This is a genomic window from Mucilaginibacter sp. P1_A3, assembly GCF_056406855.1.
This window is the reverse complement of the sequence record NZ_JBFTZJ010000002.1, coordinates 1-24,120: the sequence shown is the minus strand read 5'-3', so window position 1 is coordinate 24,120 and position 24,120 is coordinate 1. Positions and strand designations below refer to the sequence as shown.

General features: G+C 40.6%; 21 protein-coding genes. 8 read left to right on the top strand and 13 right to left on the bottom strand.

Features of this window, described 5'->3' with window-relative positions; all coding sequences use genetic code 11:
* The first annotated feature begins 21 nt into the window (after positions 1 to 21).
* Together AC1D0K_RS04370 and AC1D0K_RS04365 are read left to right on the top strand one after the other, a co-directional pair.
* The gene (locus AC1D0K_RS04370; protein WP_477394316.1) at positions 22 to 1,614 is read left to right on the top strand and encodes a RagB/SusD family nutrient uptake outer membrane protein; all 1,593 of its coding nucleotides are present in this window, start codon (positions 22 to 24) and stop codon (positions 1,612 to 1,614) included.
* Positions 1,615 to 1,681: 67 nt separating this feature from the next.
* A complete protein-coding gene (locus AC1D0K_RS04365; RefSeq protein WP_477394314.1) occupies positions 1,682 to 2,779 on the top strand; it encodes a SusE domain-containing protein in 1,098 nt (365 codons plus the stop codon).
* Between the two features lie 141 nt (positions 2,780 to 2,920).
* On the opposite strand, the gene AC1D0K_RS04360 is transcribed toward AC1D0K_RS04365, so the two are convergent.
* Positions 2,921 to 4,207 (bottom strand): citrate synthase, encoded by a 1,287-nt coding sequence (locus AC1D0K_RS04360; RefSeq protein ID WP_295716260.1) that lies wholly within the window; start codon positions 4,205 to 4,207, stop codon positions 2,921 to 2,923.
* Between the two features lie 180 nt (positions 4,208 to 4,387).
* Between AC1D0K_RS04360 and AC1D0K_RS04355 the strand changes: the two genes are divergently transcribed.
* Complete coding sequence (locus tag AC1D0K_RS04355; RefSeq protein WP_477397435.1) at positions 4,388 to 7,630, top strand: PAS domain-containing hybrid sensor histidine kinase/response regulator; 3,243 nt, start codon at positions 4,388 to 4,390, stop codon at positions 7,628 to 7,630.
* Positions 7,631 to 7,648: 18 nt separating this feature from the next.
* On the opposite strand, the gene AC1D0K_RS04350 is transcribed toward AC1D0K_RS04355, so the two are convergent.
* The gene (locus tag AC1D0K_RS04350; RefSeq protein ID WP_477397433.1) at positions 7,649 to 8,173 is read right to left on the bottom strand and encodes a DUF3347 domain-containing protein; all 525 of its coding nucleotides are present in this window, start codon (positions 8,171 to 8,173) and stop codon (positions 7,649 to 7,651) included.
* A gap of 6 nt (positions 8,174 to 8,179) precedes the next feature.
* Positions 8,180 to 9,427, bottom strand: coding sequence for an ABC transporter permease (locus AC1D0K_RS04345; protein ID WP_477397431.1), 1,248 nt, complete (start codon positions 9,425 to 9,427; stop codon positions 8,180 to 8,182).
* A 237-nt stretch (positions 9,428 to 9,664) separates the two neighbouring features.
* Between AC1D0K_RS04345 and queA the strand changes: the two genes are divergently transcribed.
* Positions 9,665 to 10,714, top strand: coding sequence for a tRNA preQ1(34) S-adenosylmethionine ribosyltransferase-isomerase QueA (gene queA / locus AC1D0K_RS04340; protein ID WP_477397429.1), 1,050 nt, complete (start codon positions 9,665 to 9,667; stop codon positions 10,712 to 10,714).
* Positions 10,715 to 10,907: 193 nt separating this feature from the next.
* Complete coding sequence (locus AC1D0K_RS04335) at positions 10,908 to 11,627, top strand: 2-C-methyl-D-erythritol 4-phosphate cytidylyltransferase (RefSeq protein WP_477397427.1); 720 nt, start codon at positions 10,908 to 10,910, stop codon at positions 11,625 to 11,627.
* Positions 11,628 to 11,664: 37 nt separating this feature from the next.
* Here the strand turns inward: AC1D0K_RS04335 and AC1D0K_RS04330 are convergent, their stop codons facing one another.
* From AC1D0K_RS04330 to AC1D0K_RS04320, 3 genes are all read right to left on the bottom strand, one after another.
* Positions 11,665 to 11,814 carry a lmo0937 family membrane protein gene (locus AC1D0K_RS04330; RefSeq protein WP_110585189.1) on the bottom strand — a complete coding sequence of 50 codons (150 nt, stop codon included), beginning with the start codon at positions 11,812 to 11,814 and terminating at the stop codon, positions 11,665 to 11,667.
* A gap of 103 nt (positions 11,815 to 11,917) precedes the next feature.
* Positions 11,918 to 12,139 (bottom strand): DUF2795 domain-containing protein, encoded by a 222-nt coding sequence (locus AC1D0K_RS04325; protein WP_002996718.1) that lies wholly within the window; start codon positions 12,137 to 12,139, stop codon positions 11,918 to 11,920.
* Between the two features lie 90 nt (positions 12,140 to 12,229).
* A complete protein-coding gene (locus tag AC1D0K_RS04320) occupies positions 12,230 to 12,778 on the bottom strand; it encodes a cob(I)yrinic acid a,c-diamide adenosyltransferase (protein ID WP_477397425.1) in 549 nt (182 codons plus the stop codon).
* Between the two features lie 180 nt (positions 12,779 to 12,958).
* Here AC1D0K_RS04320 and AC1D0K_RS04315 point away from each other — a divergent pair, with 180 nt between their 5' ends.
* Together AC1D0K_RS04315 and AC1D0K_RS04310 are read left to right on the top strand one after the other, a co-directional pair.
* Complete coding sequence (locus AC1D0K_RS04315) at positions 12,959 to 13,969, top strand: chitinase (protein ID WP_477443060.1); 1,011 nt, start codon at positions 12,959 to 12,961, stop codon at positions 13,967 to 13,969.
* Between the two features lie 48 nt (positions 13,970 to 14,017).
* Positions 14,018 to 15,067 (top strand): cyanophycinase, encoded by a 1,050-nt coding sequence (locus tag AC1D0K_RS04310; RefSeq protein WP_477397421.1) that lies wholly within the window; start codon positions 14,018 to 14,020, stop codon positions 15,065 to 15,067.
* Between the two features lie 109 nt (positions 15,068 to 15,176).
* Here AC1D0K_RS04310 and AC1D0K_RS04305 read toward each other — a convergent pair whose 3' ends face one another.
* From AC1D0K_RS04305 to AC1D0K_RS04275, 7 genes are all read right to left on the bottom strand, one after another.
* Positions 15,177 to 16,613, bottom strand: a complete 1,437-nt coding sequence (locus tag AC1D0K_RS04305) for a Glu/Leu/Phe/Val family dehydrogenase (protein ID WP_295716273.1) — start codon at positions 16,611 to 16,613, stop codon at positions 15,177 to 15,179.
* Positions 16,614 to 16,764: 151 nt separating this feature from the next.
* Entirely contained in the window at positions 16,765 to 16,974 is a 210-nt protein-coding gene (locus AC1D0K_RS04300; protein ID WP_477397419.1) for a CcmD family protein, read from the bottom strand.
* On the bottom strand, positions 16,974 to 17,648 hold the full coding sequence (gene ccsA, locus AC1D0K_RS04295) for a cytochrome c biogenesis protein CcsA (RefSeq protein WP_477397417.1): 675 nt from the start codon (positions 17,646 to 17,648) through the stop codon (positions 16,974 to 16,976). The genes AC1D0K_RS04300 and ccsA overlap by 1 nt, the downstream gene beginning before the upstream one ends.
* 154 nt (positions 17,649 to 17,802) lie before the next feature.
* A complete protein-coding gene (locus AC1D0K_RS04290) occupies positions 17,803 to 18,033 on the bottom strand; it encodes an Imm74 family immunity protein (protein ID WP_477397415.1) in 231 nt (76 codons plus the stop codon).
* 124 nt (positions 18,034 to 18,157) lie between these two features.
* A complete protein-coding gene (locus AC1D0K_RS04285; protein ID WP_477397413.1) occupies positions 18,158 to 19,291 on the bottom strand; it encodes a carboxypeptidase-like regulatory domain-containing protein in 1,134 nt (377 codons plus the stop codon).
* Between the two features lie 698 nt (positions 19,292 to 19,989).
* Positions 19,990 to 21,267, bottom strand: a complete 1,278-nt coding sequence (locus AC1D0K_RS04280; RefSeq protein WP_295716279.1) for a serine hydrolase domain-containing protein — start codon at positions 21,265 to 21,267, stop codon at positions 19,990 to 19,992.
* Positions 21,268 to 21,544: 277 nt separating this feature from the next.
* The gene (locus AC1D0K_RS04275) at positions 21,545 to 22,339 is read right to left on the bottom strand and encodes a hypothetical protein (protein WP_477397410.1); all 795 of its coding nucleotides are present in this window, start codon (positions 22,337 to 22,339) and stop codon (positions 21,545 to 21,547) included.
* A gap of 260 nt (positions 22,340 to 22,599) precedes the next feature.
* Between AC1D0K_RS04275 and AC1D0K_RS04270 the strand changes: the two genes are divergently transcribed.
* Complete coding sequence (locus AC1D0K_RS04270; RefSeq protein ID WP_477397408.1) at positions 22,600 to 23,919, top strand: PQQ-dependent sugar dehydrogenase; 1,320 nt, start codon at positions 22,600 to 22,602, stop codon at positions 23,917 to 23,919.
* Positions 23,920 to 24,120: the final 201 nt, after the last annotated feature.

Here is a 24,120-nt window from a genome sequence, read left to right as displayed (position 1 = left end):
GATTATTATAAAAAAATTAGCATGAAAAAAAATTCATTTAAAATATTATTAGTTGCCGGATTGATATCAGGTAGCTTGGTATCATGTACCAAAAAACTCGACCTGCTCCCAACTAACGATGTAACATCAGCGCAGGTTTACAGCACCGCCACCGGTTATAAACAAGCTTTTGCAAAAGTTTACGGAAGTTTTGCCCTAACCGGAAATAAAGGACCGGCAGGCGATGACAACACCAAGGATATCCAGGGATTAGACGAAGGTACTTCTGATTATTTCCGTTTATTATGGTGTGCCCAGGAATTATCTACTGATGAAGCTGTTATAGGCTGGGGAGACGTTGGTCTTCCCGATTTCCATAACATGAGCTGGTCATCAAGTAATGTATTTTTAAAAGGCTTGTACTATCGTTCCATGTACCAGATCACACTGGCCAACGATTTCATCCGTCAGTCTTCTGATGCAAATTTAAGCAGCAGGGGAATTGCAGGTGCTGATGCTGATAACATTAGAAGATTTAAGGCTGAAGCCCGCTTTTTAAGAGCTTACCAATATGCTACATTGATGGATATGTTTGGTAACCCTCCATTTGTAACAGAAGCAGATGCATTAGGCTCAACATTACCTAAACAAATTTTGCGCAAGGATCTTTTTACTTATGTTGAAAGCGAATTGAAAGCAATTGATGCAGGTTTAGCTGACCCTAAAACAAACGAGTATGGCCGTGCAGATAAGGCAGCAGCATGGGCCTTATTGGCAAGAATATATCTGAATGCCAAAGTATATACCGGTACAGACAGAAACACAGATGCTATTACCTACTCTAAAAAGGTAATTGGCGCCGGCTATTCTTTAATTAGCGACTACACCAAATTAATGCGTGCCGACAATAATTTGAACCGCAGAGAATTTATCCTAACCATTAACTATGATGGATTGCATACACAAAGCTATGGTGGTGCAACCTTTATGACTCATGCACCTGTAGGTGGTTCAATGCCTGCATCTGAATTTGGTATCAGCGGTGGCTGGGGAGGTGCACGTACTACTAAAGCTTTGGTTAACCTGTTTCCGGGTGGTGCTTCAAGTGCAGATAAACGCGCGCAATTTTATACACCTGGTCAAAATTTAGATATCACCGACATAGGCACCTTTACCGATGGTTATGGAATAACCAAGTTTAAAGATGTTAAAATTGACGGCGGCGCGCCTCAAAGTTTGGATTTTGCTGATATGGATATTCCTATTTTCCGCTTACCGGAAATGTACCTTACTTATGCCGAGGCGGTTTTACGTGGTGGCTCGGGTGGCGATGCTGTTACAGCTTTAGGTTATGTAAATGCATTACGCACACGTGCCTACGGTAATGCCAGCGGGAATTTAACAAGTATAACAGTTGATAACATCCTTGACGAAAGAGGAAGAGAGTTGTATTGGGAAGGTTTCCGCCGTACAGATTTGATCCGTTATGGAAAATTTGTTGAAGACACCTATTTATGGCCGTTTAAAGGTGGAGCTAAAAATGGTAAATCCGTTGAAGCATTCCGCACCATATTCCCATTACCAAGCAGCGATGTTGCAGCCAATACTAACTTAAAACAAAACACAGGATATTAAAAAACGTTCCGGGTATCTTTTAATGAAGATACCCGGTTAACCGTTCCATAAAATATAAGAAGAGATTATGAAAAAATCATTTACAAAATTCCTGGCTTTCGGCAGTATTGCGCTGTTGATGCTGGCATCCTGCAAAAAGGATGAAAGTAATAAAGTTGTGGCATCACCGTCAACAGCAAAAGGCACACTGACAGCAAGTACAACTACGCCTACGCTTAGCAAAGCACACCTTACAGATAATGCCATCACCTTCACCTTTAAAGCGCCAAGCTTTGGCTTCAGTTCTGCGATAAGCAATTCGATACAAGTAAGTGGTACCGCAGCTTTCGTAGATACGTTGACTAAAGAGACTACCTTAAGCAGCAAAGATGTTTCAAAAACATTTACTGTTATGGATTTTAACAACTTGTTGCTGGCCGCAAAATTACCTGGGGGCGTTGCAACAACTGTTCATGTGCGTTTAAAAACACAATTCACTGGTTCGGTAGTTGCTCCTACATATTCAAACGATATTACGTTAACAACTACACCGTTTAATTTAACTTCATTTTTGTATACCGTTGGCGCATTCCAGGGATGGGATATCAATCACCAGGATAGCTTAATATCTGCTACAAGCAACGGCATTTATGTTGGTATAATTAATTTTACTGCTGGTAATAACCAATTCCTGGTAGTACCCGGTAAAAAAAGCTACGACAATAAATACGCCACTGCTGATCCTCAAAACACCACCAGCAGTAATGTGGCTATAGGCGGAGCCAATAATTTCTACGCTCCTGCGGCTCCTGGCTTTTATACGGTTACGCTTAACCTTAATACTAACAAAATTTCATTTGAATCCTTCACAGATTATTACAGTATTATTGGTGACGGCGCAAACGGATGGAGCGATGGTAACGATGTGGATATGAAATCCGCCAACGATGGTAGCGGATCATGGAGCGTTACGCTTCCATTAAAATCTACTGGCTCAATCAAAGTTAGACTTGGGCATGCCTGGACACATAGTTACGGTATTCCTAAAACAGGAGCAAATGGCACCATCCTGACTTCATCAGATGATGACAATATCCCTGTACCTGTTTCAGGCACCTACAAAATCACTTTTAAACCTATCGGAAATGATAATGCTCAGGCTACCTATACAATGGTAAAGCAATAAGAATTTTATACAGTTGACTGATTGATTTGAACGCCCGCCTGGTGAAAACCAGCGGGCTTTTTCGGTTATTGGCCATAAAAAAAGCGATGGAGTTAATCCCATCGCTTTTTACTTTATCTTTTATCCTTGGTCAAAAGGAATTTATCTATCCTTAATGTCCTTATACTCTCTATCAGTGTCGCCGGTATAAATCTGACGTGGGCGACCAATAGGCTCTTTGTTCTCTTTCATTTCTTTCCATTGTGCAATCCAGCCCGGTAAACGGCCAAGTGCAAACAATACGGTAAACATTTCTGTAGGGAAACCCAAGGCACGGTAAATAATACCCGAGTAAAAATCAACGTTTGGATAAAGTTTGCGCTCAACAAAATAAGGGTCTTTCAGCGCTACCTCTTCCAGTTTTTTAGCTATCTCCAGTACTTCATCATTGATACCTAATTTCTCTAATATATCATCGCAGGCCTTTTTGATGATCTTGGCCCTTGGATCAAAATTCTTGTATACACGGTGACCAAAACCCATTAAGCGGAACGGATCGTTTTTATCCTTGGCTTTGGCAATCCATTTATCGGTATCACCACCATCATTTTTAATTTTCTCCAGCATCTCAATAACGGCCTGGTTTGCGCCGCCATGCAGCGGGCCCCAAAGTGCTGAAATACCGGCAGAGATTGATGCATATAAATTTGCATCAGATGAACCAACAATACGCACGGTTGATGTAGAGCAGTTTTGCTCATGATCGGCATGGAGTATCAGTAATTTGTTCATTACATCAACTACTACCCTATCAACCTTATAATCTTCTGTACGTTCGGCAAACGTCATGTACAGGAAGTTGGTTACATAATCATATTTATTTTGCGGATAAACAACCGGATGGCCTAATGATTTTTTATAGATCCATGAAACCACGGTGCTCATTTTGGCAAGTAGCTTTTTTATCTCCAGGTTTACTTCCTCTGTTGATAAACCCTGCTTAAGTGATTCGGGGTTAAATGCAGCTAACGCGCCAATCAATGACGAAAGCTGACCCATTGGATGTGATTTTGACGGAAAACCATCAAAAAACTTCTTCATATCCTCGTGAACCAACGTATGGCGGCTTATTTCATATTGAAACTCATCTAACTCTTTTTCGGTTGGTAAACTGCCATAAATTAATAAATAGGCTACTTCAATAAAGCTGGCATTCTCGGCCAGTTGCTCAATTGAATAACCACGATATTTAAGTATGCCCTTCTCTCCATCCAGAAAAGTGATGGCGCTTTTGGTAGCTCCTGTGTTTTTGTAGCCGATATCCAGCGTTACATAACCACTTTGATCCCTCAGTTTTGAAATATCTATTGCTTTTTCACCTTCTGTACCCTCAATTACCGGGAGTTCAAATGTTTTATCACCAATTTTTAGTTGTGCTGTTTCCGACATAGAAATTTTTGTATCTGCAACAAATGTAATTAAATCTGCGTATTAATAACCGCTAAGATAATTTACTCTTTGTAAATTTTCAGGTGCAAATTTATTAATTTTACCTTCTTTTATTGAGCACCGCCCCCTAATTTATCAAAAAAGCACCAAGTAATGTCGTTGAAAGTTAAAACATTGTTAATGATCCAAAACGACAATACAATTTACCGGCTATTGCTCATCGGTTTATTCATAGCAAGTCCTTCATTACATTATCTCTGCTCTTTTGACTCGTATGATCCCATTTGGTTGAGGATAATCAATAGCTTTTTTTGCCTTTTATCACTGGCCATATCTTTCGGCAATAATAAAACCATCTATACAATAAGCACTTACACCACCATTCTATCATTTATAATAATCAATAATTGTATTTTACTTAGTAAAAACGGGTTCGAACATGTTTACCTGTTTAGCTCCGTTACCATATTTATTGCCTTAACTTTATTTTGCAAAAAGCGGAAGGAATTTGTTGCCATTTGCGCACTTAATTTAATTGCCATCATCGCTGCATATTACACAGCCCCCCACTTAAACATATCATTAACAATATTGGCTGTACTAATTTTAATTTTTACAATTATTGGATATGTATCTTTCCTGGTGATTATGGCTTACCAGTATCAGCTAAAAAATGCCATTGGTAAGGCAATGGACCTTAATCGTGATTTACTGGCCAATGATGGAATGCTACGCGAAAGCCGGGAAGATCTTCATTCCCTTATTAATTCACTTAAAGATATCATTTTTGAGTTTAATGAAGATAAGGTTTGCTTAAATGCCTGGTATAACGAACTAACCGCGAGACCAATTAACCCAAGCCTACTCATTGGTAAAAAACTGGCCGACGTTTTAACCCCTGAAAGAGCCATAAAATACGATATCGCCCTTGATTATGTAATAAAAAACAGGTTGCCTACTTCTATCCAATATATATCAGATTATGGGAGCGGGAACTGGTTTACCTGCGATATGATGCCGGTATATGATCGTAACGGCGCTTACACAGGAAGGATCTCTGCATCGGTTATTGATATATCAGAACAAAAAAAATATGCCGATGCTTTAAAGGCCAATGAGGCGCTTTTGCTGGAAGCCCAGGCTATTTCAAAAACAGGCAACTGGTGGTATGATCACACTACCAGTGAAACCTATTGGTCTGACAACTTGTATGCCCTGCTGGAAATAGATAGTGTACCGGAAAATATTAGCAAATTCCACTATTACATCAGTCTTATCCACCCCGATGATCAGGAAAACGCAGAGGCCTATCTATCAAGCATACATGCAATCACTCAACCTCAGTTTGAGCATAAATTTATTACACCTAAAGGTAATTTAAAGTATATCAAGATAATTCGTGGCGCACTTTTGCAGGATATAGAGGGCAATAACAAGCGCATTTTTGGTGTACTTCAGGATATTACCGAAGCCAGGCTATCAGAAAAAGCCGTAAAAATTAGCCAGGCAGAATTGATGGAGGCCCAAACCATTGCCAAAATAGGTAACTGGAAGTGGGATTTAACTACCAATAAACTTGCTTGGTCTGAGGAACTGAACGTCATCTACGAAATTCCGGCTGCAACAACTTCGCATGAACCGGATTTTATTAAGCTGTTGCTAAAATATGTGCATCCTAATGACAGCTACATTTTAAAACATCTCTTAAAAAAACCTGAAGGCTTAAAAGATGTATCGCATGAGTATCGCATCATTACACCAAACGGAAATGTAAAATACCTAAGCATTATTATAGGTAAGCTAATGAAGCGTGATGATGGAAGCACTCGCAAAATAATTGGCACATTACAGGATATCACCGAGCGTAAAAAAGCGGAGTTAGATTATCGCCAGTCGGAAAGCAAATACAAACTGGTTTTGGAAACAATTAACCTCGCTGCAATTACGCTGGACAAGAATGCTAATGTAGTTTTCTGCAATAAATACCTGGCCAACCTGGTAGGTTATTCCCAAACGGAGATAGTTGGAATGAACTGGATGAAAAACTTTGTGCCTGATGACCTGCAGGATTTTCTGCTGAACTGGTACAAAAACGATACAATTAATGCCCATTTTGTTAATCCTATTATTTGCCGTAATGGCGATCTGCGTATTATAAGCTGGCAAAATACTATCAGCTATGATGAGAATGGAAACCTGAAGGAAACTACCAGCATTGGAGAGGATATTACCGATCAGCAAAAGGCCAGGCAAGAACTGATATCGGCCAAAGAACTTGCAGAAAAATCATCAAAATTCAAATCGGAGTTCCTGTCTATCATGAGCCATGAAATCCGCACACCGATGAACGCTGTTATTGGCACTACCAATTTATTATTAACCGAAAATCCGCTGCCAGGGCAGATGGAATACCTCAATACACTCAAATTTTCGGGAGAGAACCTGCTGGCCATTATTAATGATATTTTAGATTACAACAAAATAGAAGCCGGTAAGCTGGAACTCAACAATACTCAGTTTAACCTTCACCTACTTATCCAAAAAATAAAGCAGTCATTTCATTCCAAAGTGGCCGAAAAACAGTTAACATTAGATGTTATCATTGACGAAAACATTCCCGAAATTATAACCGGCGATGCTATGCGTTTAAGCCAGGTGATGAACAACCTGGTTAGTAACGCGGTTAAGTTTACTCATAAAGGTGGAGTTACCATCAAATTAGAGAAGGAATTTATACACAACTCAAATGTAACCGTAAAATTTACTGTTACCGATACAGGCATAGGCATATCTGCCGATAGCTTCAACATTGTGTTTGATCCCTTTATGCAGGATAAGCAGGTTATCAACAATGATTATGGCGGTACCGGCCTTGGCCTCGCTATTACTAAACGATTGGTTGAACTGCACAACAGTACTATATCTGTTGAAAGTGAACTGGCCAAAGGCACGTCATTTGCCTTTTCAATCGCCTTTAATATTGCGCCGAAGGCCATAGGTCAACAGCAGTTTACCCCTTCTGTTCCCGGGCATGTGCTTGATTTAACAGGTATGAGAATACTGATTGTTGATGATAATAAAATGAACCTGATGATAGCTACCCGGTTTTTAAAGAGATGGAATGCCCAGGTTGATGAAGCGCTTAATGGTGAGCTTGCCGTTAACATGGTGAACAACAACAGCTATAACCTCATCATTATGGATTTGCAGATGCCTGTTATGGATGGCTTTGAAGCAACTGCTATCATCAAGAAATCATACCCAGATATTCCGATCATTGCGTTAACTGCTGACGCCATGCCCGAAACCCACAACAAGGCATTTGATGCCGGCATGAGCGACTACCTCACCAAACCTTTTGAACCGGGTACTTTGTTTGAGAAAGTAGCTAAACACTGTAGCACTACTACAGTTAATGAATAACACACCCGAAAGTTCAAATTAATTCAATTGTTCCTTAACCGCCCCACAGGTTTTCATGTGTTCAGGGAAATAAGGGTTTTCGATGTTTTTATTGAGCGACAACCAGTAGCCTCCTTTACCGCTATCGGCCATGGGGCAATAGTCAACATATATAGTTGCGGTTTTTAGTTTAGCCCCTTTAACCAGCATCATAATATCTTTACTCAATATCAAAAAACTTGCGCGTTGTACTTTTACATCATCTGTTGCAGTAATCTGGTGGGCAAGCGTAGCGGTTTCTGAACAACCTTTTATAACTTTCAATTTACCCTCAAGCACTGATGCGGTTGATTTGATACCAGCTACATCTGATTTTAAGAACTCATCTTTTAACCCGATGTAGGCGGTAAAAACTTCGACCGTATTGTTGGTATCAACTACACGTGCATCAACAATTTTCGCGGTAGAATCTGCTTTAGCGGTATCCTGCTGTTTTGCAGGCTGATTACATGCCGAAGCCGCTACAAGAGCGCCAAACAGCCAAACATGGTTTACAATTTTCATTATTGCTTAATTAGTACGTATGGCTTCAACGGGGTCGAGCCTGGAGGCAAAATATGCAGGAATAATTCCCGATACCACACCAATCCCGATAGAATAGCTTAAACCAATGATAATATTTTTAGCTCCAAGTATTACCTGTACATCAAATACAGCTTTTATACCAAATGTTAAAAAATAAACCATTAAAAGCCCTACTAGCCCCCCCATTATACAAAGCGCTATGGATTCAATTAAAAACTGCAATAATATAAAATAGTTTTTAGCGCCCAACGATTTTTGAATACCAATAATGTTTGTACGTTCTTTTACCGATACAAACATGATATTGGCAATACCAAATCCACCAACCAGCATTGAAAATAATCCTATAATAAAACCGCCTTTGTTTAATACATTAAATACTATATCCAGCTGTTGCGTTAACATGGTAGTGCGGTTAAGCGCGAAGTTATCTTCAACACCCGGCCTAAGGCTCCTGATAGAACGCATTAAACCCCTTACCTCGCTTTCAACATCATCTGTTGGTATTCCCGCCTTACCCCTTACAATAATGGATGGACGGTAATTTTCATTCTGAATATCTATCAGGTTATGGGCAAAATTGAGCGGCAGTAAAACTTCCTTGTCGGTTGATATACCCAGCATATCCTTACCCTGTTTTGAAAACACGCCAACTACGGTTACATAACGGCCCATTACCTTTATTTGCTTACCAATAGCATCCCCACCAGGGAAAAGGTTTTGCGCTATATCATAACCAATATCGGTTATGGGAGCACCTGTTTTTGATTCAATGCCGGTAAAGTACCTACCTTGTGCAAAATCAAAATTCCAGGTTTTATCATGATCCTGTGATGCCGCATCTATCTGCGCGCCATCAACGGTGTTGCTTTTATATTTAATGGTACGGTTATCAATACTTATCTCGTATGATAGTGCTTCGGCAGTTTGGCTGCGGCGCGAAAGTTCATTAAAATCTTTAAGTTTAGATACCGGCCTTTGCAGGTATTTCCACCATGGAAAATCGCTACCGCCTACCCAGGGCCATTTTTCAACGTAGATACTGTTATTGCCCAGCTTGTTAACGCTGCTCTGCAAATTATTGCGCAAAGTATCAACCGCCGAAAATACCGCTATAATAGTAAATATGCCTATAGTAACACCCAGCAATGAAAGCGTTGTGCGGATTTTGTTTTGCCTTAGCGCATCATAAGCAAACAAAAAGCTTTCCCCTAAAAGTTTTAAAAACAGCATAAACTTATTTTGATTTCAATGGTTATCACACTGCGTTTTGCTTATTGCAAAACAGCAAATAAAGATCAAATTATACCCGGTTGAATATTTTTATTTTTAGACTATATTGCCATGCATAAGTTACAGTATTTTAATATTAAACTTAACAATTAATAAAACACAATCACCCTTAAAAAAATCGGTGAAAATAACAAAAAAATTCATACATTTGCGCCCTGAAAATTCATATACATAAACATGAAATTATCTCAATTTAAATTCAATTTACCAGATTCATTAATCGCACACAACCCTTCAACAACCCGCGACGAAGCCCGCCTAATGGTTTTACACAAGGATTCTGGCAAAATTGAGCATAAAATATTTAAAGACGTACTGGATTATTTTGATGATAAGGATGTTATGATCCTTAACAATACTAAAGTATTTCCGGCTCGTTTATATGGAAATAAAGAAAAAACAGGCGCAACCATTGAGGTTTTTTTACTACGCGAGTTAAACAAAGAGCTCCGTTTATGGGATGTACTGGTTGATCCGGCGCGTAAAATACGCGTTGGTAACAAATTATATTTTGGTGATGACGACCTGTTAATTGCCGAAGTTGTTGATAACACTACTTCACGTGGACGTACCATCCGCTTTTTGTTTGATGGCACCGACGAAGAATTCCGCCGTAATGTGGAAATCCTTGGTGAAACACCATTGCCAAAATACATAAAACGTAAAGCTACAGCCGAAGATAAAGAGCGTTATCAAACCATTTTTGCTAAGCATGAAGGCGCTGTTGCAGCCCCTACTGCCGGCTTACACTTTAGCCGCGAGCTAATGAAACGCCTTGAATTAAAAGGTGTTGAATTTGCCGAGGTTACCCTGCACGTTGGTTTAGGTACTTTTCGCCCGGTTGAGGTTGAAGATTTAACCAAGCACAAAATGGATTCAGAGCAATTTATTATTGAGCAAAAACAAGCAGATATTGTAAACCGTGGCATTGATCGTAAAGCACGCATCTGTGCTGTAGGTACTACATCAATGCGCGCTATTGAATCGGCAGTATCGGCAGGTAAGACACTTAAAGCCGCTAACGACTGGACCAGTAAGTTCATTTTCCCTCCGTATGATTTCAGTATAGCCAACTCCATGATCACCAACTTCCACACTCCGGAATCAACATTATTGATGATGGTATCGGCATTTGGCGGTTACGAGCACATCATGAATGCTTACGAAGTTGCGGTTAAAGAAAAATACCGCTTTTACAGCTATGGCGATGCCATGCTGATCATCTAATTTTTTTAGATTTGATACATGACATTTGAGATATGAAACTTAGGATTCATATCTCATTTTTTTTAGATTTGTATTTAAAGACATGTCATCCTGAACTTGTTTCAGGAACCCACAGGACAGGTGTCCCGCATGAAGTAAAATTAGCACGTGAGGTGCCGAAACAAGTTCGGCATGACATTGCAGGTTAAAATTTATGGAAAACCCTAATCTAAAATCTCATATCTCAAATCTCATATCTAAGTATGTGATCATCGTAGCCGGTGGTTCTGGCAGCCGGATGCAATCGGCAGTTCCCAAACAGTTTTTGCTGATTAACGGCTTACCCGTTTTAATGCACACGATGTTTGCTTTTTATAATTCCCAGGCAAAACCCAACATCATCCTTGTTCTGCATGCTGATTTTCACGCTTACTGGAATGAACTATGCACAGCGCATGATTTTACGCTCCCCCATCTTTTAGTAGCCGGTGGCGAAACCCGCTTTCACTCGGTAAAAAACGGACTGGATAAAATAGAATGCACAGATGATGCGCTAATAGCGGTACATGACGCCGTTCGCCCGCTCACCAGCGCCACAATTATTGAAACATCATACAAACATACACTTGAATATGGCAATGCCGTAACGGCCGTTAAAAGCCGCGATTCGATAAGGCAGATGATTAATGGCAAATCGGTAAGCTTATTACGTGATGAGATTTACCTGGTACAAACCCCGCAAACTTTTAAGGCCGGCCTGTTAAAAAAAGCCTACAAACAACCTTTCAATTCAAAGTTTACAGATGATGCAAGTGTGGTAGAAGAGTTGGGCGTGGAGATTCAACTTACAGAAGGGGATCACGAAAACATAAAGATCACCTTCCCTGAGGATATAGCTATTGCAGAATTACTTTTAAGCAAAAAACGCCGCTGATCAAAGGATCACCGGCGTTTTATTTTTTGATCGAATGTTACGCTCTTCGGATAACTCCCAATAGTACAGCAATAATAGCTATTACTAAAAGTATGTGAATTAAACCACCGCCAAAAGGGTGAATAAATGCTCCGAATAGCCATCCTATTACCAGGATAACCGCGATGATGTACAATAGGCCTCTCATGTTGTTATGTTTTAATTGATAAGTGTGTTAAGCTTATTACTAAAATCATTCCAAAAATTTGCGGCAAACAAAAAAGCCCCGAAAAAGGGCTTTTTATAAAGATTTAATACTCGTCTTCGTTAAAAAAGAAATCATCTTTAGTCGGGTAATCCGGCCATATTTCTTCTATATTTTCATACGGCTCACCATCGTCTTCCAGTGCCTGCAGGTTTTCTATCACCTCCACAGGAGCTCCAGAACGAATAGCATAGTCAATTAATTCATCTTTTGTTGCGGGCCATGGCGCATCTTCAAGGTGAGATGCTAGTTCAAGTGTCCAATACATGTTTCTATATATTTTATATTTATAAGTAAATTTACTTTTTCGCAAAAGTATAACAATTTCAATTGGAATATCAATTTTTTTTTCACATAATTACATGCGCGGTATCCATTGATTTTCAGGCACATTACGCTCATTTGCAATTTTGCGCGCCAAAGTGAATAGGTAATCGCTCAACCTGTTCAGATAAATATTCACTTTTTCATCAACTGTACTTTCATTAGCCAGCTGAACGGTAATCCGCTCGGCCCGGCGGCAAATACATCTTGCAATATGGCAAAACGAAATGGTATTATTACCCCCCGGTAAAATAAAATGACGCAGCTCGGGCAATTGCTCGTTCATCGCATCCATTTCCCGTTCCAGCAGCTCTATATCTTCCATATGCAGATCTGGTATTACCATTTTTGATCGTTCCGGATCAGCCGCCAGCGAGGAGCCTATTGTAAACAATCTGTCCTGTATCTGCTTCAATACTTCTTTATGATGTATAGCAATATCCTGGTCGCCGATGAGGCCTATATATGAGTTTAGTTCGTCAACAGTGCCATAGCTTTCAATCCGCAAATGATATTTAGCAACCCGGGTACCCCCTATTAATGAAGTAAACCCCTTATCCCCTGTTTTAGTATATATCTTCATTTATTTAATTAAAGTGAATATATAATTTTTACAATAAACGTGGTAATTTAAATTCGTACAATAAATCAAATATGATCACTTCCGCTATTTAGTATAATTTTTGATAATGAAATATAGTTTATTAAATGATAGTTTTAAACTTGCATTAGTATAATAGAATATTGTTTATCAATAAAAATCATGAAATCAATCATCATATCTTCCAAATTAGTTTTCATTGCGGCTTCGGCCCTGGTAATTTCAGCATTTAGCTGTGGTGGCAGCACCAGCACAAAAAAATCTGCCGATACAGCTGCACCCAAACCGGCAAAAGCGTCAATCAGCAGTATTCTCACCGAGAAACAATTTAATGATCTTTTTCCACAACGCGATAAATTTTATACCTACGCCGCCTTTATTAAAGCAGCCGATGAGCTGGGCCAGGTAAGCGTAAAAATTACCCGCCGTGCGGTTTCGGTTTACCAGTTTATACGTACCGATAAAAAAACGGGCAAGGCAACGGTGGTACGCCAGGATGCCGACTGGAACGAAGAATGGGCAAAAAAGAAACCCGACAGTACCTTTACCGTGGATTATGGTGAATTTTGCACCGCCTTTGGCGCCGATATAAATAAAAAAGAACTGGCCGCTTTTTTTGCACAAATAGCTCATGAAACCCGCCATGGTATGAACGGCAGCTACACCGACGGCTTGATGTTGATACATGAAAGCAATACTTCAAATACTTACGTATCTGACAGCGATGAATACCCTCCGGTAGCCGGTAAAAAATATTATGGGCGCGGCCCAATGCAATTGAGCTATAACGGCAACTACGGCTATGCATCAAACTGTATTTTTGGCGATCCAAAGATATTGCTGAACACCCCCGAACTGGTAGAAACAGATCCCGTTGTAGCCTTTAAAGCCGCAATTTATTTCTGGATGACGCCCGAAACCCATAAACCATCTGCCCATGATGTAATGACAGGCAAATGGCAGCCCACCGCCGCCGACAAAGCACATGGCCGCACTACTCCGGGCTTTGGTATGACTATTAACATTGTTAACGGTGATGTTGAGTGCGGTAAAGGCGATAATTACGGTATGAATGATCGGATTGGCTTTTACCAGTTTTTTTTAAAGAAAATGGGTATAAGCGATCCTAATTGCGCCTGCTCATGTGGTAAAATGGAGCCGTACAAATATTAACAGTATTAAAGTACGCTAATTTGTATAAGTATGATTATAGATACATTTATGAGATTGTTATTAATAACCATACTTCTTACAGCGTATAGCACGATCTCTTTTGCATCAGGCAAAGCTGATACGATAAAAACAATTAAACATATTGGCGGTCGTCCATCCTCCATTGGTGTTATTGGTGATACGGCAAATGTGAATACACCCGTTAAGGGCGGCATTGCTATGGTTGGTGGTGGCAAAGACGTTGACGCGGCTTTTAAATGGATGATAAACCGAAGTGGCGGCGGTGATGTGGTGGTGATTCGCGCTTCGGGAATGGATGCTTACAACCCTTATATCAAAGCGCTGGGTAAAGTAAATTCCGTAGAAACTCTTTTGATTAACTCACGCGAGCTGGCTGATAATGATACCGTGGCATACATCATCCGCAATGCCGAGATGCTTTTTATTGCAGGCGGCGACCAATCAAACTACATGAAATTTTGGAAAGGGACCAAAACTCTTGATGCCATCAATTATCTGCTCAACGTAAAACATACCCCGGTTGGCGGCACCAGCGCAGGCTGCGCCATTTTAGGAGGCTTTTACTATAGCGGCGAAGATGGCAGCATTACCGCAGACGAAGCGCTCGGCAATCCTTACAACAGCCTGGTTAAGGTATACAACAATGATTTTTTACATGCTCCCTATCTAAAGCAGGTCATTACAGATCAGCATTATTTAACCCGTAAAAGGCAAGGCCGGCATGTGGCATTTTTAGGCCGCATTAGTAAAGATTGGAACATTCTTGCTAAAGGTATTGCCACCGATGAACGTACGGCGGTTTGTATGGATGCAAATGGCCAGGCGACGGTAATTGGCACAAGCAAAGCATATTTCCTGATAACCGACCGTAAAAAGCTGCCAGAAACCTGCGAACCGGGTAAACCGCTAACCTGGAACAATAAGCACCAGGCCATTAAAGTTTATGAGGTGCAAGGCACAATTGAAGGCAATGGCAGTTTTGATGTTGCTGAATTTGATTTAAAAAAGGCTACGGGTGGCAAGTGGTTTTGGTGGTGGGTTGAAGATGGTGTTTTGAAACAGGAAGAAGAAAGATAAACCTGGAACAAGTAGGAAAACGACAGGTAGAGACACCTGACTAAAAATATTCCATAACAAAAAGAGGCAAATCTCGCGATTTGCCTCTTCCATATAAATAAGTTTTTATTTACGGCCAAACACCTAAATTTTGGTAAGAAACCGCTATTTTATTGATGGCACCTACCATAGCTGCGCTGCGCAGGGTATCAATCTTAGGATTGTTTTTGTAGATCTCCCTGATCTCGTAATAAGAACGGATCATGGTATCTTCCAGTCCCGAGTTTACAAGTTCCAGCTCGGATGCACCTTTGATAATAGTTGAACGCTGCATCGGGGTTAATGATGTACCGGTGATGCCCTCAACCATATTTACCAGGTTAAGGTTTGAGTTTTCCTCAAATCTGCGGTTCATGCGGCCAAATGCTACGTGACTAAGATTTTTTAACCACTCAAAGTATGATACAGTAACACCACCCGCGTTGGCATACATATCCGGGATGATAATACCGCCATTGGCGTAAAAAATGGCTTCAGCCTCTGGCGAGGTTGGTCCGTTTGCACCTTCGGCTATGATCTTAGCTTGTATGTTATAGATGTTGGCTTCGGTAATCTGGTTTTCCAGGGCTGCAGGTACCAGGATATCACATGGTTGCTCCAGGCCTTCCATTGTATTGGCAAATTCCTTTGCTGCGCCTGCGTAACCTAATATGGAGCCGGTTGCCTTGCGGTGCTGAAATACAGCCTCTACATCCAATCCATTCTCGTTATAGATAGCGCCTTCAAACTCACAAAGACCTACGATTATTGCGCCAAATTCGGCCAGGAATGTAGCCGAATAGTAACCCACGTTACCCAAACCCTGCACAATTATTCTTTTGCCCGATAAGCCCGGCAAAAGACCCAATTTTTGCATATCCTCACCAAAGCTAACACATTCGCGAACGGCAATAGCCACACCACGGCCGGTAGCCTCTCTTCTTCCGGCTATTCCCTGTAAAGCAATAGGTTTGCCTGTAACTGCACCCATAGCATCCAGCTGACCGGGATTCATGGTAGCATAAGTATCCGCTATCCAACTCATCTCGCGTTCGCCCGATCCATAATCCGGCGCGGGTACATCAATGCTTGGACCAATAAAGTTTTTCTTGATTAATTCTACTGTATAGCGACGGGTAATGTTTTCCAGCTCGCCTACGGTATAATTTTTAGGATTAATTTTAATACCGCCTTTTGCGCCACCAAACGGAACATTCACAATGGCGCATTTGTAGGTCATGAGCGCGGCAAGGGCCATTACTTCATCCTCGTTCACCATTTCGCTGTAGCGAATACCGCCCTTTGTTGGCGATTGATGGTGCGAGTGCTCTACACGCCATGCATCAATTACTTCGAAACCATTACCCCTGCGGATAGGGAACCGGAACCGGTAAACACTGTTACATGATTTTATCTGATCAAGCAAACCGGCATCATGTTTTGTAAACTGCGCCGCGTAATCAAAGTTTTTACATACATCACCAAAAAAGTGTGTCTCTTCGTTGGCAACTAAAATATTGGTATCCATAATTAACTGTATAATATTAAACTCTTAAAAAAGTGAGCAAATTTGGTACAATTTTTATCAATATTGCAAATATATTATAGTTAGTGTGTTTGATACACCTCAAAAAGCACAGTAAAAACCATGTTTAAACTCAATAGGCAAATTTTTTAGACTAATTTTCTTTTTCGATTTTTTTTAGTCTTCTATCGATAGAGAACAAATAAATAGCCAATCCAACAAAAACTATTACAATTGTGGTCACAACGACGTATATTTTCCCCGAACTGCGTAAAACATCGGCCATTTCAACAGCCTGTTTTTGTTGAGCAAAAGCAGTAGCAAAACTCAACACCAGTATTAATAATAATGTTAACTTCTTCATTAATTTATTTGGTTCTTTTTATATTCAATTAAACGGATGCGGTAACGGATAGATGCTATCCATATACCTATAAAACTCCAGGCAATAAAGGCGGGGTATAATACAATACGCATGCGGTTATCCATATCCAGTTTACCAAACGCAGGGTTACCGCCGTTACCGGGATGTAATGAATCCGTCATCCGGGGCAGCACCATAATCAATACGATCATGATAGGGAAAGCAAAGATGTTGTAGATAGCTGATATTTTGGCGCGTTTTTGTTCTTCGTCAATAGAGTTACGCAATACCGAGTAAGCGCAATACAACAGAAAAGCAATTGCCGCGCTGTTTTGCTTAGGGTCGTTGCTCCAAAAATCGCCCCAGGTGTATTTTGCCCAAAGCATACCGGTAAGTAAACCAATGGCAAAAAAGAACAGGCCCGTATTGGCGCTTTCTACAGCTATAAGATCATACTCTTCTTTACCTGTTTGTAGGTATTTGATACTGTACACAACCGATATGGTAAATACCGAAAACATGGCCATCCACATGGGCACATGAAAGTAAGTATTACGGATAGTTTCGTGCAGGATAGGCATTGTTGGTACCCCAAGCAATAAGCCTGCGATAAGGGTGTATATAACCATAACTACGGCTAATACTTTCCACCATGTTTGATAAATAAACTTCATATTATTTAGATGCTCAAAGGTAATTAATTTTGGCCATTAGTACGTTTGCCATATGGAAAACTTACCAGCATTGACAGAATACTTTATTTCCGAAATAAGAGTTACATTAGATAAAAGACACCTTGGCTTTATACAATCCAAAGTGAATTATTAATTAATCTTCAAAAATAATCTTGAAGTCAGGATTGTTGTATTTTAGAATATCTGCTATAAGCTCTCTTTTTTCTTCGCTTGTCAACATAATGTCCTGATGCGGACTTTCCCAATTTTCTATTGACCCAATCGATGCATAAAATGTAGGGGGCAGGGTCAACTCACCCTCGATCTTAACTTTTTTGTCTTTAAACTCAACTAATATATAAGAACGCGTACCAGTTATTTTCATTCTCTACCTTTTAAATATTCTTATTTTCAAAAGTGTCTTAGGATTGGCTTTTTATATCCCGGTTACCTTATTCATTGAGCAATGCTGCACCATTCATCTCCCCTCTTGATACCTGATACCAAAATCAGTCCCCCGGCTCATAATCAACGGGCAGCAGATCCGCCAGTTTGGCTTTTGACCACGTACCTTCATACAGTGGGCTTGGATTTGATACTATTATACCATTCATATCAAATAGCGCGTAGTTGGTAAATAAGGTTACAATGCTGGTTTCAAAGTTCTCCATATCCAGCGGGCGATACACATCCTTAAACTCCGTAAGCTCATGCTTTTTGGTATATACCACATACAAAAAATGAGGAAACATCAATGCATAAATTCCAGGCTGCGGTGTTTTACGCAGGATCTCGATAGATTGATATGGTATTTTTACCACATTTTCATCATTCCATTTGGTGAGGTTACCTAACTTGTACCAGGCATTAAGGGAATCGCGGTTTAACTCCCTGAATCTTTTAATTTTTTGCTGAATGAGTTCCTCAGGCGGGCGTTCCCTGTTTAGCGCGCGGGTAAAATCATGAGCTTCAAACCCCTCCTCTTTTAACCTGTCTTTATACAATGAACGGTAAAAATGCTGCGCCGAGCCATAATAAGCCTGCTCACGTTTTAGTTTCCACAGGCGTTTTTGTTCGGCTGTGCCCAGTAATTGTTCAAAAAGTGCCTTGCCTGAATATTCAATAGTATGTTCAATACCGTCGCTTAAAAACTTCTTTAGTAAAAATTTGGTGCGATAACCAAGCGCACGGTTCTCCACTACCAAAAATTCGTCGCCCTCAGCCTCCAGTTGTTGTTTGTTACGGTGATAAATAAGATTAAGAACATGCGAGTTAAGCACCCTGCACAGTTTAGAATTTTCAGTAGTGCCTATAAATTCGCGCTTAAACTGTTCATAGTTCTTCTTCCAGTCGGCGTTACTGCTTATCACTACTTCGCGTAGCATCAACACCTTTTGGGTAAGCGAAATATCAAGCTTTAGGGGCTCATGCCCTACCTGTATGGTTTGCGAATAATCTTCATAACCCACCACGGTAACTACCAATTCATACTGCCCCGGCTTAACGCCCGATAGCGTGTATGAACCATCCTCGGCACTTGAAGTACCATATGTGGCATTGCTTAAAAATACGCTGGCATTGGCCACTGGGGCTTTACTTTCGCCATGCACCACCTTGCCGGTAATGATTGCATTTTGCGCCAAAGTAAAAAACGGGCATAGTAAAATAAAAGCTGTTAGGAGTATCCGGATTGGCCGCATTAACTAAAAATACTGAAATTTAATTTTCAAGCCACTAAAAAACACATTTTTTATGAACGCAGCATGAATTGACGTTGTATTTATTTGTTGATACAAGATTTTTACAAAAACGCACCTGTGGTTGCGGATCAAGTTGGATTGGCAATGACTGTTAAAAAAAACAGGGTTGTAGGGATATGATGTGTGCTGCATGATATCAATTATATCTCAGATCTTAATACAAACAGCCTGATATGTTAAAAATCGATCTAAGCCCGGCCTTTAAATTTCACTCATGGGAACGAGTAAAATTTACTCATACAATTAAAACACATATATCTTTTAACGGGTAGAAAAAAAAGAAATACTTTAAATACTGAACCTCTTGACACACGATAATCAGAAACTTTATTACACTTTGGGCAATTAGGTTTCGCCTCAGGTATTTTATTATTAATTAACTCCAATTCTTTATTAACTTAATTATTACTGTGTCTAATATACACAATAAACGAGATAATTTTTAATATTTGGAATATTTTTTAATTTATATGAAAAAAAAGCAACATATTGACAGTGGTAATCAGGTAATGTATGATCCGGTTTAAAGACCGACTTTTAGAAAACCAAAAGCGGCTTACTAAAAGTCGGTTTTATATAAATCAATCTGTTAAAGCCTGGTAAACCAGCGCCCTAAATTTATCTTGTATAGCGTTATGAGGCAGCGGCCAATTCTGTATAAACAGCAAACATACCAGGTGCTCTTTAGGGTCAGCCCAATACAAAGTGCCATAAAAGCCACCCCAGGCAAAAGAACCTTCACTCATACCCAGTTTTTTTGAACTGGTCTCTGAAGTAATGCCAAAACCCAGCCCAAACTTGTCTTTTTCTGGATTGAGGTACAGGTCGCCGATTTGATTGGTGGTCATTAATTGCACTGTATGGCGGGCCAGTAAACGCTGACCGTTGTAAGTGCCGCCATTCAGCATCATTTGTAAAAAGGCAGCATAATCCTTAACTGTTGAGCTTAAACCCGCACCGCCAGCATAATAAGTACCGTTCACTGTGGGGTAGTCCACACTTATAGGAGTAAATGTTCCTGCATTCCATTTAATAAGGCGACCTTGCTTATCGGGTGTATAAACGGCTACCAGCCTGTTCTGCTTGGCTGCCGGAATGTAAAAATAAGTATCCTTCATCCCCAGCGGGTCAAAGATGCGTTCTTTAAAAAACTGGTCTAAACTTTTGCCGGATAGTTTCTCTACCAGGTAACCCAGCACATCTACATTTAAACCGTAGGTCCAGCGCTCACCGGGTTGGTGCACCAGTGGTAAAGTCCCAAGTTTATTGATAGAATTGGCGAGCAATATTCTATCGGTAACAAAACCAGCCTGTATACCTGCTTTACCATAAATAGCATTCATCTGGGGCGAACCGATCTGGGCATATCCTATACCTGATGTGTGAGTAAGCAGGTCGCGGATTGTTATTTCCCTTTTAGCAGGGATGGTTGTGTAAGTTGTATCCTTGTCATTATAAGTATCTAACACCCTTGGATGAGCAAACGTTGGGAGATATTTGGAGATAGGATCATCAAGTAAAAATTTCCCTTCTTCAAAAAGCATCATCACCGCCACGCTGGTAATAGCTTTAGTTTGTGATGCGATGCGAAATATAGCATCGTTGTTCATTAGCTTTTTTTGTTCCAGATCGGCAACGCCGAAAGATTTGTTATAAACTATCTTACCATTGCGGGCTATCAACGCTACTGCCCCGTTTACATACCCGGAATCAATATTTTGCTCAATCATCTTATCGATGCGTTGCAACCTTTCGTCCGAAATTTTCTCGTTAGCCGGCATGCCTGCCTGTAATGTACCCTGTGCAAAAATATTACCCGCGAGGGTTATGAATAATACGGAGGTTAATAGTTTTTTCATCTAAGGAATGAGGTCTATAATTTCTCCCAAAATAGGATTTTTTTAATTATAAAATTCAGGAAAAAGCAACAGCAAATGCCATTTCCCTTTAAAGCGTAATGGAGGGATATATTACTGATAACCATAACGAAGAACACGGTACTGCCAACACGCCAACTTATAGGGCGAACAACCTTTTGCTTGTTCATTTAACAAAAAAGGTCGCCCGTTACAGGCGACCTTTTCATTATATATATTGGGATATGAATAGTCTTACATAATTACCAGACTCCTCAGCTTATTGCCTTACGCCAAAACCTCCGCGATTATCGGCAAATTGACGTCCTCCGCCCCTGTTGCCATGATCCTGGCCATTGGTATGGTCATTGTGGTTATCGCCATCATTGTGTCCGCCACCCCAATTGCCGCCCTGGTTATGGCCACCATTGTCAGGTCTTCCACCCCAGTTACCCTGATCATGCCCGTTGCCTTGGTTTGGCCGGCCTCCCCAGTTTCCACGATCACGCCCATCATTTGGCCTGCCGCCCCAATTGCCACGGTCATTATTTCTGTTGCCTCTGTCCCATCCACGGTTATCGTGGTTTTGGTAAGCATATCCTCCATTATATCTTCTTTCTCCATCATATCTTCTTTCAAAACGGCGTCCCCAGTTACCGCGGTCACCGTCATAACCTCCCCATCTTTGTCTGTAAACATCATGATGCATATAAGGGCGTCGGCCACGTACCTCGTACCTTGCAGCAGCACGCCAATCGTAGTTACGGTATGCCCCAGGCAGGTAAGCACAGGTTACCCAGTTGTTACCATCATTGTAATAATAGTTATGGTTTGTTACGCTGTAGTAAGCTTCAACCTCTGGCAGGTAATAATAATCATCACTGTTATCATTATAATTAACCTGCGCATTATCATCATAATAAACCGGTTCCTGAACTACAACTGGCGGAGGTGCCGGTACATAAACATGACGAACGGGTACATTAAAGCCTACATGTATTGATAATTGAGCGTTGGCTTTATTAGCTATTAAACCACTCATTGCTATTGCTGATAATATGACTATGTTTTTCATTTTGTTAAATTTTATACATCTATGACGCGCTGGTACTCCAATGGTTTAATCCATTGTTGCTATCTATGTTCAAACAGCTATAAATCAGTATTTAATTTTAGCGCAGCATTAAAAGACAAAATTTAATTCCACCCAATTGGCTTTTATTGAATAATGCTCCTCCCCAAAAACCTAAATACGTATGTGTCATACAATTACTACAAAACAGATTTCGGTATTCACTGTATATTTATTTAATTTGATAACCAATAATCTTTACCATGAAAAACAAAAAAATATTTTTGGCATTGCTGCCTGCGGTGGCAATAACCGGCTGTATGTTATTTTTTAGCGCGTGTAAAAGCGGAGGCCCTGCTGATAAAAAAAACATCGACTCCACCGGTTCAACAACAGCGCCGACAGGTGTTAATGCCGGCCTTAAATTACAAGCCGGATTTACCGCTGCTGCTATAGCCGAAAATTTAGGTGGTACAAGAGAGATAGCTGTTACCCCACAAGGCGATATTTATGTAAAACTAACCGGAGCAAAAACAGGCAAAGGCATTTTATTTTTACACCAGGATGCTGATAAAGCTACTGTAAAAACATCCTTTGGCGATTTTAGCGGTACCGGGGTTTATGTGAAGAACGGCTACCTGTACGCATCATCCGATGAAGAAGTTTTTCGTTATAAACTGAATGATAAAAATGAAGTGATCAACCCTAATCAACCCGAAAAAATAGTTACGGGCTTAATAAGCCGTAACGAACATGAGGCCAAGGCAATCACTTTAGATAACGATGGTAACCTGTATGTTAATATTGGCGCTTACTCCAATGCATGCCAGGTAGAAGACCGTAAAAAAGGCTCACCGGGTCAAAAGGGCTGCCCTATATTAGATTCTGCAGGTGGTATATGGCAGTTTAAAGCCGACAAGCCTAACCAGCATTATAACGACGGTATACGTTATGCAACCGGCCTGCGCAACGTTGTAGGGATGGACTGGAACCAGCAAAACAACCAGCTGTTTGTAATGCAGCATGGTCGTGATCAGTTACATGATCTGTTCCCTGAGTACTTTACTACCAAGCAATCTGCCGAGTTGCCTGCTGAGTGCATGTATGCTATTAAGAAAGGTGATAACGCCGGCTGGCCTTATATGTATTACGATTGGCAACAAAATAAAAAAATATTAATGCCAGAGTATGGCGGCGATGGCAAGAAAGAAGGCGGCGAAACAGCGATTAATCCGGCAGCCGCATTCCCTGGTCACCTTGCTCCTAATGGATTGTTGTTTTACACCGGCAGCCAATTCCCCGAGAAGTATAAAAATGGCGCTTTCATTGCGTTCCATGGTTCATGGAACCGCGCTCCGGAACCACAGGCTGGTTACTTTGTAGTTTTCCAACCTTTTAAAGATGGTAAAGCAAGCGGCCAATGGGAAATATTTGCTGATGGCTTTGCAGGTGGTGCAGAAAAAGCAGCATCTGGTCGCGCCGAACACCGCCCATGCGGACTGGCGCAAGGCCCCGATGGTTCTTTATATGTAACAGACGATAGTAAGGGAACTATTTATAAGATAACCTATAAGAAAGGCTAAAAGCTAAAAGCTAAAGGCTAAAGGCTAAAGGCTAAAAGCTAAAAGCTAAAGGCTAAAGGCTAAAGGCTAAAGGCTAAAGGCTAAAGGCTAAAGGCTAAAGGCTAAAGGCTAAAGGCTAAAGGCTAAAGGCTAAAGGGGCTAAAGGCTAAAGGCTAAAGGCTAAAGGCTAAAGGCTAAAGGCTAAAGGCTAAAGGCTAAAGG